At 63.4% G+C, this 12486-nt stretch carries 10 protein-coding genes and 1 pseudogene; 6 read left to right on the top strand and 5 right to left on the bottom strand.

Annotation, left to right across the window (positions count from 1 at the left end; all coding sequences use genetic code 11):
* The first annotated feature begins 69 nt into the window (after nt 1–69).
* The 5 genes from NLM31_RS30210 to NLM31_RS30190 all read left to right on the top strand — a co-directional run bounded on the left by NLM31_RS30210 (nt 70) and on the right by NLM31_RS30190 (nt 5746).
* Nucleotides 70–1044 (top strand): tripartite tricarboxylate transporter substrate binding protein, encoded by a 975-nt coding sequence (locus NLM31_RS30210; protein ID WP_254194660.1) that lies wholly within the window; start codon nt 70–72, stop codon nt 1042–1044.
* 136 nt (nt 1045–1180) lie between these two features.
* Nucleotides 1181–1723, top strand: a complete 543-nt coding sequence (locus tag NLM31_RS30205) for a tripartite tricarboxylate transporter TctB family protein (protein WP_254194659.1) — start codon at nt 1181–1183, stop codon at nt 1721–1723.
* Between the two features lie 11 nt (nt 1724–1734).
* The gene (locus NLM31_RS30200; RefSeq protein WP_254194658.1) at nt 1735–3252 is read left to right on the top strand and encodes a tripartite tricarboxylate transporter permease; all 1518 of its coding nucleotides are present in this window, start codon (nt 1735–1737) and stop codon (nt 3250–3252) included.
* A gap of 271 nt (nt 3253–3523) precedes the next feature.
* Nucleotides 3524–4861 carry an FAD/NAD(P)-binding protein gene (locus NLM31_RS30195; RefSeq protein WP_254194657.1) on the top strand — a complete coding sequence of 446 codons (1338 nt, stop codon included), beginning with the start codon at nt 3524–3526 and terminating at the stop codon, nt 4859–4861.
* Between the two features lie 84 nt (nt 4862–4945).
* Nucleotides 4946–5746: a YdcF family protein gene (locus tag NLM31_RS30190; RefSeq protein ID WP_254194656.1), complete on the top strand. Its 801-nt coding sequence runs from the start codon at nt 4946–4948 to the stop codon at nt 5744–5746.
* Nucleotides 5747–5776: 30 nt separating this feature from the next.
* Here NLM31_RS30190 and cysN read toward each other — a convergent pair whose 3' ends face one another.
* From cysN to cysQ, 3 genes are read right to left on the bottom strand one after another with little or no spacing between them, the layout of a single operon-like run.
* Nucleotides 5777–7648: a sulfate adenylyltransferase subunit CysN gene (cysN, locus tag NLM31_RS30185; protein ID WP_254194655.1), complete on the bottom strand. Its 1872-nt coding sequence runs from the start codon at nt 7646–7648 to the stop codon at nt 5777–5779.
* Complete coding sequence (gene cysD / locus NLM31_RS30180) at nt 7648–8547, bottom strand: sulfate adenylyltransferase subunit CysD (RefSeq protein WP_254194654.1); 900 nt, start codon at nt 8545–8547, stop codon at nt 7648–7650. Before cysD ends, cysN begins: the two co-directional genes overlap by 1 nt.
* 23 nt (nt 8548–8570) lie before the next feature.
* Nucleotides 8571–9362 (bottom strand): 3'(2'),5'-bisphosphate nucleotidase CysQ, encoded by a 792-nt coding sequence (cysQ, locus tag NLM31_RS30175; protein WP_254194653.1) that lies wholly within the window; start codon nt 9360–9362, stop codon nt 8571–8573.
* 205 nt (nt 9363–9567) lie between these two features.
* Here cysQ and NLM31_RS30170 point away from each other — a divergent pair.
* Nucleotides 9568–10036: pseudogene (locus NLM31_RS30170) on the top strand (enoyl-CoA hydratase/isomerase family protein); the annotation flags it as partial.
* A 644-nt stretch (nt 10037–10680) separates the two neighbouring features.
* Here NLM31_RS30170 and NLM31_RS30165 read toward each other — a convergent pair.
* Together NLM31_RS30165 and NLM31_RS30160 are read right to left on the bottom strand one after the other, a co-directional pair.
* Nucleotides 10681–11874 carry a CaiB/BaiF CoA-transferase family protein gene (locus tag NLM31_RS30165; protein ID WP_254194652.1) on the bottom strand — a complete coding sequence of 398 codons (1194 nt, stop codon included), beginning with the start codon at nt 11872–11874 and terminating at the stop codon, nt 10681–10683.
* A 128-nt stretch (nt 11875–12002) separates the two neighbouring features.
* Nucleotides 12003–12305 carry a hypothetical protein gene (locus NLM31_RS30160; RefSeq protein ID WP_254194651.1) on the bottom strand — a complete coding sequence of 101 codons (303 nt, stop codon included), beginning with the start codon at nt 12303–12305 and terminating at the stop codon, nt 12003–12005.
* Between the last annotated feature and the right edge of the window lie 181 nt (nt 12306–12486).

The raw sequence follows: 12486 nt of genomic DNA, 5'->3' as shown, positions 1-12486 counted from the left end.
GCTTTCACGAATTGCCAATCCGAACAAGAACATAGACTGGAATTGAGGAAGACGCGCGTGGGACATGGAATGAAGGCCGCAATGACCCTGGCGGCTGCGCTTTGGGTCGCACCGGCGACCGCCGGCTGGGAACCGACCAAACCCGTCGAGATCGTGGTGGCGGCGGGCGCGGGCGGCGCCTCCGATCAGATGGCGCGGATGATGCAGGCCGCGATCCAGAAGAACAATCTGATGAAGCAGCCCATTGTGGTCTCGCTCAAGGGCGGCGCGTCCGGCGCGGAAGCGCTGATGTACATGAAGTCCAGCGAGGGCGATCCGAACAAGGTGCTGATCGCCTATTCGCTGATCTACATGCTGCCGCTGTCGGCCAAGATCCCGTTCAACTGGCGCGAGCTGACCCCGGTCTCGGTGATCGCGCTCGACCAGTTCGTGCTGTGGGACAACAGCGCGGGACCGAAGACGGTGAAGGAGTTCGTCGCGGCCGCGAAGGCGGCGAGCGCCCCGTTCAAGATGGGCGGCACCGGCTCCAAGCGCGAGGATCACGTGTTGACCGTGTTCCTGGAGCAGAAGACCGGCGCGAAATTCTCCTATCTGCCCTACAAGTCCGGCGGCGAGGCCGCGACCCAGCTGGTCGGCAACCACACCGAATCCAACGTCAACAACCCGAGCGAAAATCTCGAGGTCTGGCGTGCCGGCCAGGTGCGGCCGCTCTGCGTGTTCGACAAGGAGCGCATCTCCTACACCAGCAAGGTGACCGACACGCAGTCCTGGGCCGACATCCCGACCTGCAAGGAGGAGGGCGTCGACGTCCAGTATCTGATGCTGCGCGCGATGTTCCTGCCCGGCAAGGTCACGCCGGAGCAGCAGGCGTTCTATGTCGAGCTGTTCCACAAGGTGACGCAGACCGCGGAGTACAAGGACTACATGGAAAAGCAGGCCTTGAAGCCGATCTTCCTGACCGGCAAGGACATGGTGCAATTCCTCGAGGAGGACGATGCGCAGAACAAGGCGCTGATGACCGAAGCAGGTTTCGTCGCGAAGTGACCACATCCTCCACGTCATGCCCCGCGAAGGCGGGGCATCCAGTCTTGCACAGAGTTCGACGAAAGACGGCTTCTGCACGACGTACTGGATCATCCGCTTTCGCGGATGATGACAGCGTAATTTAATCTGGCAGAGCATGTCCCAAACCGATCTTGAAATCGTCGTCGACGATCCGACCGCGCCTGAAGAGAATTCCTCCTCCGTCACGAGCTCAGGCACGGTCGAAATCATCGTCTGCCTCCTGCTGCTCGCGCTGGCCGCGACCCTCGGCTACGACAACTGGCGCTCCGGTGCCTCCTGGGACTCGACCGGGCCCGAGCCCGGCTATTTCCCGTTCTATCTGTCGCTCATCCTCGGCGGCGGCAGCCTCTACGGCCTGATCGCCGCGCTGGTCGCGCGCCGCGGGGCCGCGGACACCTTCGTCACGCGTGCGCAGGCGCGCCGGGTGATGGCGGTGTTCGTGCCGACGCTGCTGTTCTGCGTGGTGACGCAGTTCTTCGGCCTCTACGTCGCGAGCTTCCTGCTGATCGCGGGCTTCATGCGGGCGATCGGCAAGATCGCGCTGTGGAAGTCGCTGCTCACGGCCTTCCTGTTCACGGCGATCATGTTCGTCACCTTCGACATCGCCTTCGACGTCATCATGCCGAAGGGGCCGCTCGAAGCGGCCTTCGGCTACTAGGCGGACCCGCGATGGAAGCTTTTGGTCTCCTGCTTCACGGCTTCGCCGTTCTGCTGACGTGGAAGACGCTCGTGCTGATGATGGTCGGGCTCGTGCTCGGCATCTTCGTCGGCGTGCTGCCCGGCCTCGGCGGCCCCAACGGGGTCGCGATCCTGCTGCCGCTCACCTTCACGATGGATCCGACTTCGGCGATCGTGATGCTGTCCTGCATCTATTGGGGCGCGCTGTTCGGCGGCGCGATCACCTCGATCCTGTTCAACATCCCCGGCGAAGCCTGGTCGGTCGCGACCACCTTCGACGGCTATCCGATGGCGCAGCAGGGCAGGGCGGCCGAGGCGCTGACCGCGGCGTTCACGTCGTCCTTCATCGGTTCGCTGGTCGCGGTGCTGCTCATCACCTTCCTGGCGCCGATGATCTCGTCCTTCGCGCTGAAGTTCGGCCCGCCCGAGTTCTTCGCGGTGTATCTCTTGACCTTCTGCTCCTTCGTCGGCCTCGGGCGCGAGGCCAAGCACAAGACGGTCATCTCGATGTCGCTCGGGCTTCTGCTCGCCGGCGTCGGCATGGACACCGTGTCGGGCCAGTTGCGCATGACCTTCGGCTCGTCCGAGCTCCTGCGCGGCATCAACTTCCTCGTCGCCGTCATCGGCCTGTTCGGCATCAGCGAGATCCTGCTGACGATGGAGGAACGGCTGGCGCTGCGAGGGCATGCGGCGAGCATCTCGCTGCGCGTGGTGCTGAGCGTGTGGAAGGACCTGCCGAAATATTGGGTGACGCTGCTGCGCTCCTCCTTCATCGGCTGCTGGCTCGGCATTACCCCGGGCGGCGCGATCGCGGCGTCCTTCATGGGCTACAATCTGGCCAAGCGCTTTGCCAAGGAGCCCGAGAGTTTCGGCAAGGGCCGCATCGAGGGCGTGTTCGCGCCGGAGACGGCCGCGCATGCCTCCGGCACTTCGGCGCTGCTGCCGATGCTGGCGCTCGGCATTCCCGGCTCCGGCACGGCTGCGATCCTGCTCGGCGGGTTGATGGTGTGGGGGCTCAATCCCGGACCGCTGCTGTTTGTCGAGCACAAGGATTTCGTTTGGGGCCTGATCGCCTCGATGTATCTCGGCAACGTCGTCGGGCTCGTGCTGGTGCTGACCACGGTGCCGATCTTCGCCTCGATCCTGCGCGTGCCGTTCGCGGCCGTCGCGCCGATGATCGTGGTGTCCTGCGCGATCGGCGCCTATGCGATCCAGAATGCGATGTTCGACATCTGGCTGATGCTCGGCTTCGGTGTCGTCGGCTACGTCTTCAAGAAGATCGGCATTCCGCTGGCGCCGTTCACGCTGGCACTCGTGCTCGGCAACCGCGCCGAGGACGCCTTCCGCCTCTCGATGATCGGCTCAGGCGGCGACTTGAAGGTGTTCTGGTCGAACGGGCTGGTCGGCTCGATCACGACGCTGGCCATCGTGCTGCTGTTCTGGCCGGCGATCGACGCGTTGCTTGGCCGCGTCGGATGGACGCAACGGCCCAGGACGACATCGCGCTAGGACTGAGCAACAATTCAACTACAGTTCGCGTATCACCGACAACATCCTCCGGGTCGGCGTGAACTACAAGTTCGCTAGCCCGGTGGTTGCCAAGTACTAAGAGAAAGTACTGAGAGAAACGAATTCGCCTCTGCAAAGCCCGGCTCGCGCCGGGCTTTGTCGTTGATCGGACGACCGCATCGGATATCGGTGCCGGGTTGCGATCGGTTGCAAAACATCCCATGGTATATGACGAGGCTCGTAACGCGCACCAACGATGGTTTGCAAGTCTATGTCTCAGTCCGCTAGTCGACACGCAATTGTCATAGGGGGCGGGGCAAGCGGTGTCCTCCTCGCGCACCAGCTTCTGCATCAACCGGCTTCGAATTTCCGAGTCACGCTGATCGAAACACGCGCCGAGATCGGGCGAGGTCTGGCCTACCACACCGGGAATCCCGACCACCTTCTCAATGTTCGGGCAGCCAATATGAGTGCGCTGCCGGATCAGCCTGACCATTTCTGGCGATGGGCTGCGTCGCAAGATATCGCCATCTGTCCCGATCCCTACTGCTTCGTTCCCAGGCGGGTCTATGGAACCTATATCGCAAGCCTGATCGAGCCGATCATCGCGAGCAATTCGCGCAGACTGACGATCGTCCAGGACACCTGTGTCGAGGTTCGGGAAAATGCCGCGAGCGTGGAGGTGACTCTGGCCGGCGGTCAGCGCCTGACCGGCGAAATCGCGGTCCTCGCGACCGGCCACGATACGGCGGAGCCAAAGCCGGGCGCTTACGCCAATCCCTGGGCGCCGCCGGTCGGAATGGACACGGACGGCGCGGTTCTCATTCTCGGAACCGGATTGACCATGGTCGACTACGTCTTGTCGCTGCTGCGGGATGGCCATCGAGGAGAGATCGTCGCGATGTCGCGACGCGGTCTGCTGGCGACGGCCCATCGGCGCGTCCCGCCGATGCGCATCGAAGAGGCCGATGTTCCCTTCGGACACGGGAGCGGAGAGCTGTTCCGATGGTTCCGGCGCAGGGTCGAAGCGCACATGGCCGATGGCGGCGACTGGCGCAGCGTCGTCGACGCCATTCGCCCCTACACCCAGCGAATCTGGCGTGAGCTTTCGATGCCGTCGCGGCGACGCTTTCTCGAGCATGCGCGCGCGTGGTGGGACGTTCACCGTCATCGCATGGCGCCCGAGGTGGAGGCGCGGATTGCACGCGCTCTTTCCGAGCAGAAGCTGAAGGTCATGGCAGCGAAAGTTGTCGCCGTGACGCCGGGCGAAGGCGGAGTATCGGTTCGATATCGCCCCCGCGGCGGCAGCGACATCCACACGACGCAGGTCGGAGCCGTCGTGGACTGCACGGGCGTGGTGAAGGATCCACGCGCGACCGCAAATCCCGTGGTGCGCAGCCTCTTGCAGGAGGGACGGGCACGCATCGATCCACTGGGCATCGGGATCGATGTCAGCGCGGATTGCGCGATCATTGACGGGAGCGGATCTCCGTCCCAACGGCTTTTCGTCGTTGGGCCCCTCACGCGTGCCGCCTTCTGGGAAATCATCGCGATTCCCGACATCCGCAATCAATGCGCCGAACTGGCCGCGCGCCTGGCTCGCGCCTGAACCTCGTTTGGTGGCTTGGGGGCGAGGCCTGCTTCCTCCGTCAATCGATGATATGACGGCCATCTTTGTGGCCGGAGGAAAATCGTGTTCTACGTTCTGTCCAAGACGCTCGGCATCATGGCGCTGCCGCTGAATTTCCTGATCGCCCTCGGCGTACTCGGCTCGCTCCTGCTCATGACGCTATTCCTCAGGCTCGGTCGCACGCTTCTGGTCCTGGCTGCATTGATGCTCGCGTTATGCGGGTTCGCACCGGTCGGAAACCTGCTGCTCTATCCGCTGGAGTCCCGCTTCCCGGCCTGGAGCCCATCCCAGGCCGCGCCGGATGGCATCATCGTCCTCGGTGCGTCGATCGACGTCGATCTGTCCGCGGCTCACGGCACGCCGGTTGTAACAGCGGCGTCCGACCGGATCATCGTCACCGCTGCGCTGGCTCGGAAATATCCCACCGCGCGCGTGGTCTATACGGGCGGCAACGCCAACCTGATCTTCGGCGAGGCGAAGGAGGCCGACTTCGCAGCCGGGCTGTTCGAAAGCCTGGGGATCGACAAGAGCCGGTTGATCCTCGAAAGCCGCGCCCGCAACACCTACGAGAACGCGCTGTTCACCAAAGCCCTGGTCGATCCGAAACCCGGCGAGCGCTGGCTGCTCGTGACGTCGGCCTTTCACATGCCGAGGTCGATCGGTCTGTTTCGGAAAGTGGGATTTGCGGTCGAGCCTTGTCCGGTCGATTGGCGTGTCGGCACGGGACGGGACGTTCTCTCTTTCTCGGACGTTGCACAGGACGGTCTGTCGCGCACCAACATCGCGGTCCGCGAGTGGCTCGGCCTGATCACCTATCGGGCCACCGGCCGCATCGACGAATTGCTTCCGGGGCCGCAGGGCTGAGACCTCAGCCCAAGGTCAACCTAACGCGGCTCAATGGCGCCTGAGGAGCTCGACGATCTGATCGGCGAGCTCGTCCGGGCGGTGACCGATCGTCTCCAGCCGGATTTCCGGGCGTTCGGGCGCTTCATAAGGCGCGTCGATGCCGGTGAAGTTCTTGATCTTGCCTTCCCTCGCCTTGGAATAGAGCCCCTTGGGGTCGCGCCGCATGCACTCTTCGATCGGGGTGTTGACGAACACCTCGATGAAATCTCCCTCGGCCACGAGGCCGCGGACCATGTCACGCTCGGCCTTGTAGGGGGAGATGAACGAGCAGATCACGATCAGGCCGCTGTCGACCATAAGCTTGGCGACCTCGCCCACGCGCCGGATATTCTCGACCCGATCGGCTTCCGTGAAACCGAGGTCCCTGTTGAGCCCGTGGCGGAGATTGTCGCCGTCGAGCAGCATGGTGTGGTTGCCGGTCGCGAACAGTTTCTGATCGAGAATATTGGCGATCGTCGATTTACCTGCACCGGACAAGCCGGTGAACCAGATGATCCGTGGCTTCTGGTTCTTGAGCGCGGAACGTTCGGCCTTGCCGATCGAGAGCGGCTGCCAGGCGATGTTGCTGGCACGCCGCAACGGAAATGCGATCATGCCGGCGCCCACGGTCCGGTTGGTGTAGCGGTCGATGACAATGAAGGCGCCGGTCCGGCGGTTGGCCTCATAGGGGTCGAAGGCAACCGGCAGCGCCGTGGCGAAATTGCAGAACGCGATCTCGTTCAGGCCGAGCGTGGTCGCTGCAAGGTGCTCGCGGGTGTTGACGTCGATGCGGTATTTGATCGCGGTGATGCTCGCCGACGTGATCGTCTGGTTGACGATCCTGACGACATAGTTGCGCGCGGGTACGAGCAGGTCCTGATCCATCCAGATCAGATGGGCGGCGAACTGGTCTGCCACCTCGGGACGCTCGGTCGGCTTCGCCAGGATGTCGCCGCGGACGATGTCGATCTCGTCCTGGAGCGTGATCGTCACGGCATCGCCGGCCTCGGCTTTCGATAATTCGCCGTCGTAGGTCACGATCTCCTTGATGCGGCTCGCATGGCCGGACGCTGACACCACGATCTCGTCGCCGGGCGAGATGCTGCCTGATGCCACCGTTCCAGTGAAGCCGCGGAAATCGAGATTGGGGCGGTTGACCCACTGCACGGGAAAGCGGAATGGCAGTCCGGTCGTCTCGTTCGCGATGTCGATGCTTTCGAGATAATCGAGCAGGCAAGGGCCGTTATACCACTCGGTATTGCCCGAGCGCTCGATGACGTTGTCGCCGTAGCGCGCCGACATCGGGACAGCAACGATCGAGGAGAAGCCAAGGCCGGTGGCGAAGGCGACGTAGTCGCCGACGATGCGATCGAACACGTCCTTCTTGTAATCGACCAGATCGATCTTGTTGACGGCAACGACGACGTGCTTGATGCCGAGCAGCGAGCAAATGAAGGAATGGCGCCTGGTCTGCACCAGGACACCCTTGCGGGCATCGATCAGGATGATCGCAAGCTGCGCGGTCGAGGCACCGGTGGCCATGTTGCGCGTGTACTGCTCGTGGCCCGGCGTGTCCGCAACCATGAAGGAGCGCCGCTGGGTCGTGAAGAAGCGGTAGGCGACATCGATGGTAATGCCCTGTTGCCGCTCGGCCTCGAGGCCGTCGACCAGGAGTGCGAAATCGATGTCGTCGCCGGTGGTGCCATGCTTGGCGCTGTCGCGCGCGAGTGCGGCCAGTTGATCCTCGAAGATCAGCTTGCTGTCGTGCAGCAGCCGCCCGATCAGGGTCGACTTGCCGTCGTCGACCGAGCCGCAGGTGATGAAGCGGAGCTGGTCCTTGGTCCCGGTCGCATGCGGCTCGCGAAGAACGGAGGCATCCATCAGAAATAGCCCTCGCGCTTCTTCTTTTCCATCGAGGCGGCCTCATCAGAGTCGATAAGACGGCCCTGCCGTTCGGAGGCCGTTGCCGTCTGCATCTCCGCGACGATGTCCCTGATCGTCGTCGCGCTGGAATCGATCGCGCCGCTGAGGGGATAGCATCCCAATGTACGGAAGCGGATCATCCGCATTTCAGCCGTCTCGTTCGGCTCCAGTGGGAGGCGGTCGTCGTCCACCATAATGAGCGTGCCGCCGCGCCGCACGACGGGGCGCGTCTTGGCGAAATAAAGCGGCACGACCGGGATGTTCTCGAGCATGATGTATTCCCAGACGTCGCGTTCGGTCCAGTTCGACATCGCGAACACGCGCATCGTCTCACCCTGCCGGATGCGGGTATTGAACAGGTTCCATAGCTCCGGTCGCTGGTTGCGCGGATCCCAGACATGGCCGGCGGAGCGGAACGAGAAGATGCGCTCCTTGGCCCGGCTCTTCTCCTCGTCGCGCCTTGCGCCGCCGAAGGCCGCATCGAACTGGTAGAGATCCAGCGCCTGCTTCAGTGCGTCGGTCTTCATGATTTGGGTGTGCAAAGAGGAGCTCGAGGCGATCGGGCTGATGCCGCGCTCGACGCCTTCCTTGTTCACATGGACGATCAGATCGGCGCCGATGCGCCTGGCCGTCTCGTCGCGGAAAGCGATCATCTCCCGGAACTTCCACGTCGTGTCGACATGGAGCAGCGGGAAGGGGAGCCTGGCGGGATGAAACGCCTTCATCGCCACATGGAGCATCACGCTCGAATCCTTGCCGATCGAATAGAGCATGACCGGCTTTTTGAATTCGGCGACCACGTCGCGCATGATCTCGATCGATTCAGCCTCGAGGCGGCGGAGATGTCGGGGCAACATGTTTTTCTTTTGATCCAGTTGCGCTATTCGCCGATGTGTCCGCCCCAGGCAACGAAGTGTCCGTTGCGGTAGGCCGGCTTGCCGTAGCGAACGTCATCTCCATCCAGGCCGACAACGCGTCCGCCGGCCGCCAGCAGCACCGCATGCCCTGCGGCCGTATCCCACTCCATGGTGGGAGCCAGACGCGGATAGACGTCTGCCGCACCTTCTGCGATTGCGCAGAATTTGAGCGACGATCCGGAGGGCTTCAGTTCCCGGATCCGGCGCTGGCTGATCCATGCCTGGGTGGCCTCGTCGAGGTGCGACCGGCTCGTGACGGCCCGCAAGCCTTCGGGAGAGGGGACCTGCACCTCGATGGTCTGCATGTCGCTGAACGAGGGGCCACACGAGCCGGGTTCGACATGCAGCTTGTAGGCGTTTGATCCGCCGAGATAGAGCTGGGACAGGGCTGGCGCATAGACCGCGCCCGCGACCGGCGACCCGTCTTCGATCAGGGCGATATTGACCGTGAATTCGGCGGCTCCCTGGATGTATTCCTTGGTGCCGTCGAGGGGGTCGACGAGGATGAAGCGCGGTTGCCGTATCGTCACGGCGCCGTCGCAGGTTTCTTCCGTAATGACGGGCAGGTCCGCAAGGTTGCGTGCGAGGCACGACCGAATGACCTCGTCGGCCTGAAGATCGGCGGCGGTGACCGGCGAGCCATCGCTCTTGTGTTGTGGATCGCTCGCCGTCGCGCGGACCCTCATGATGGCTTCGCCGGCGCGAACGGCGATCAAGCCGAACAGGCGCGCAAAGCGATCCGTCTCGGCCAACATTCCGGCGCTGCTCATTGGTGCGTTTGACCGGTGCGTTGCCCAGACATGGCGGTTGCGACCGGACAAAGGCGCGAGCGGGCGCTGCCAGCCAGGATGATCCCCTTCATAACCCCCTCACAAGATCCATTGTTCGGAAATATAGCAGACCGGCCGTTGGCGGCGGGTATGCCGCAGGTAGAACCACTTACGGGTGTGGGGAGTATTTTCGGAATCCGCCGGAAAGACAAGTGCGGCCGCGGGTCGGGCGACAGCAATCGCCAGCTGTATGGGGCTGCTCTGCATGACCGCCATGGCGTTCGCGGTCGACGATGTCGTCTTCGGCCTGACCGAGGTGAAGGTTGGCGACTTCCCGCTACAGGGACTGAGCCTGCTGTCGCGCCGCCGCGGCTTGTCAAACGAGTGGGCGCCCGCCGGCAGGCCTGCACAACTAAGTCGTCCCGGCGGCCGAGCTCGACGCCAACGTAGATTGGCTGATCAGCCGCATCGTCGACGAGTCACCTCCTGTGAGCCGCCGAGGCAAATCCGCTGTGTGCGCAATCGCATCGATGTCGTTCGATGAGAGCATTGCCGATACCGACCGCCAGATTAGGCTGCTTGCGATGACCAGGGACACTAGGGAATGCTTGAAGGCCTTTTGCGAGGAGCGCAAGTCGTCGTCCTCGACGGGGCAGTGAGGACTGCCGAGGGGAGAATTTGCGGTGTATTTATACCGTTCTTGCCGATCGTCGGGGCAGGGCTGCGTCCACCTACTCGATGCCGCTACATATCCTGAGCATACGAAGGCGAGTTTTCTGCGAACGGAGCCTTCCGGCCGGCGCATGCGCAATCGGTGCAGAACTGGATCAGGCGGGCGCGGCGCATCCTCCCTGCGGAAGCATTGAATTGGCGACGATTCGTTCCGAAAATCTGAGACCTCGGCGCCGGCAGCCTCTGGACTAGCTTGTACCCGAGCACGCCAGTGGCTCCGAGCACGTGCGGGGCGAGCCGTGTGTGGATCAGGCGGCAATTCAGACGACGTTCTTCTCTTCCATTCGCGGTTGACGCGGCCGCCCATCTCAGCGAATTGCATCTATCTCGTTGTTTTGTCGAGAAAAATAAGGACGTCGCGCGCGGGCCCGGACCTGAGGCAGGCAATCGGACCCTGTACTTCAGCGTGAATGGCAGCCAGGCCTCGGCGGTCGCTGTTGTGGCCGTCTAAGCCGGCGCGGTGATCAACGCGCACAACTCCTGATCGCCTAGTCAAGGCCGCCGGTTTTTGCGGATTTGGGCGCGGGCTCCGCAAGGGCCTGCCCTTTTTACGGGGCGGCCGCGCCGACGCCTACACCACCTTGGCCTGCCTGAGTTTCGCGATTTCCTCGGCATCGAAACCGAATTCGGCGAGCACCTCGTCGGTCTGCTCGCCGAATTCCGGCGGCCGCGTCACCATCTTGCTCGGTGTGCGCGACAGCGTCACGGGCTGACCGACCAGGCGGATGTGGCGGTCCTCGTCGTTCGGCACATCCTGGGCGATGCCGAGATGCCTGACCTGCGCATCCTCGAACATCTGGTCGATGGCATAGATCGGCCCGCAGGGCACGCCAGCTTCGTTGAATTCGCGGACCCAGGTCTCGGTCGACTTCGTCACCGTGCGCTTTTCGATCTCGGCGTTGAGCGCATCGCGGTTTTTGGAGCGGGCAGGGGCCGTCGCATAATCGGGATGGCTGTAGAGCTCCGGCGCGCCGATCGCCTGCGCGCAGCGTTCCCAGATCCGCCCGCCCGTCGTGGCGATGTTGATGTAGCCGTCCGAGGTCTTGAACACGCCGGTCGGGATGCTGGTCGGATGGTTGTTGCCGGCCTGTTTTGCCACTTCCTTTTCCATGAGCCAACGCGCGGCCTGGAAGTCCAGCATGAAGATCTGGGCCTGCAGCAGCGAGGTCTGGACCCACTGGCCCTTGCCGGAGACCTCGCGCTCGAGCAGCGCGGTGAGGATGCCCATGGCGCAGAACAGGCCGGCGGTGAGGTCGGCGACGGGAATGCCAACCCGCATCGGGCCCTCGCCCGGCGCACCGGTGATCGACATCAGCCCGCCCATGCCCTGTGCGATCTGATCGAAGCCCGGCCGCTTGTGATAGGGGCCGTCCTGGCCGAAGCCGGAGATGCTGCCATAGACGATGCGCGGGTTGATCTCGCGCAGGCTCTCATAGTCGATGCCGAGCTTCTTCTTCACGTCGGGCCGGAAATTCTCGACGACGACGTCGGCCTTGGCCGCAAGGCGCTTGAAGACGGCGAGCCCACGCTCGTCCTTCAGGTTCAGCGTCATGGCCCGCTTGTTGCGGTGCAGATTCTGGAAGTCGGAGCCCCGCCGCGGTCCGCCAGGCTGTTCACCGCCGGAATCCTCGGTGAGCGCGTCGACCTTGATCACCGTGGCACCCCAGTCCGCGAGCTGGCGCACGCAGGTGGGCCCGGAGCGGACGCGGGTCAGATCGAGCACGGTGAAGCGTGACAGGGCTTCCGAGGCATGCGGAAAGGGCATTTTGGGCGGCTCCGGGACCAGATTGCGGGCCTACCATAGTGCCGAAAGATCATGCGGCAAGTCCGGCCCGGCGCCGATGCCGTCTGCCAAAATGCGATGCCTCGTGCTTCCTGTGTCCCTTGGAGAGATCAGCGCGCCAAGCGCTTCAGCTCGGCGCGCGCCTTCTCGGCCAGGGGGTCGTCACCGTGGCGTGCGATGAAGAGCTCGAACGCCTCCGGCGTCCCCTTCTGGCGGGCAAGCTCGTATTCCTCGGCGACGGCTGCCGAAGGGGCGCGGGCCGGTGGAACCGAGGGCGCGCGCAGCGCGTTGCCGCCGTCGTCCGCATTGGCTTTTCCGACCATGACAGGCACTCCTCCGAGGGGTAGGTGATCCATCCCGGCGAATGTCACCAGGGCACCGAAAAAGCCGGCCGAGAGCAGGCGTAGTTTCATGATTGCCCTTTATAATCATGGGTGGGGCAGCTGGAACCGGCCTTGTGGTCGTTGCCCGTATAAGTACTGAATCTGGCTCCTCACACGGCATTATGGAAGAGGTCTGGCCGCATCGCCAAATTTAAACCAAACGTATGTTTCTGAAGATAGAATCAACCGTCCGCGCCCCGAATCGACCGGG

Origin of the sequence: Bradyrhizobium sp. CCGUVB4N (genome assembly GCF_024199945.1) — a bacterium.
Taxonomy (GTDB): Bacteria; Pseudomonadota; Alphaproteobacteria; order Rhizobiales; family Xanthobacteraceae; genus Bradyrhizobium.
Note: the sequence above shows the minus strand (reverse complement) of the source record. Positions and strands in the feature narration are given on the sequence as shown.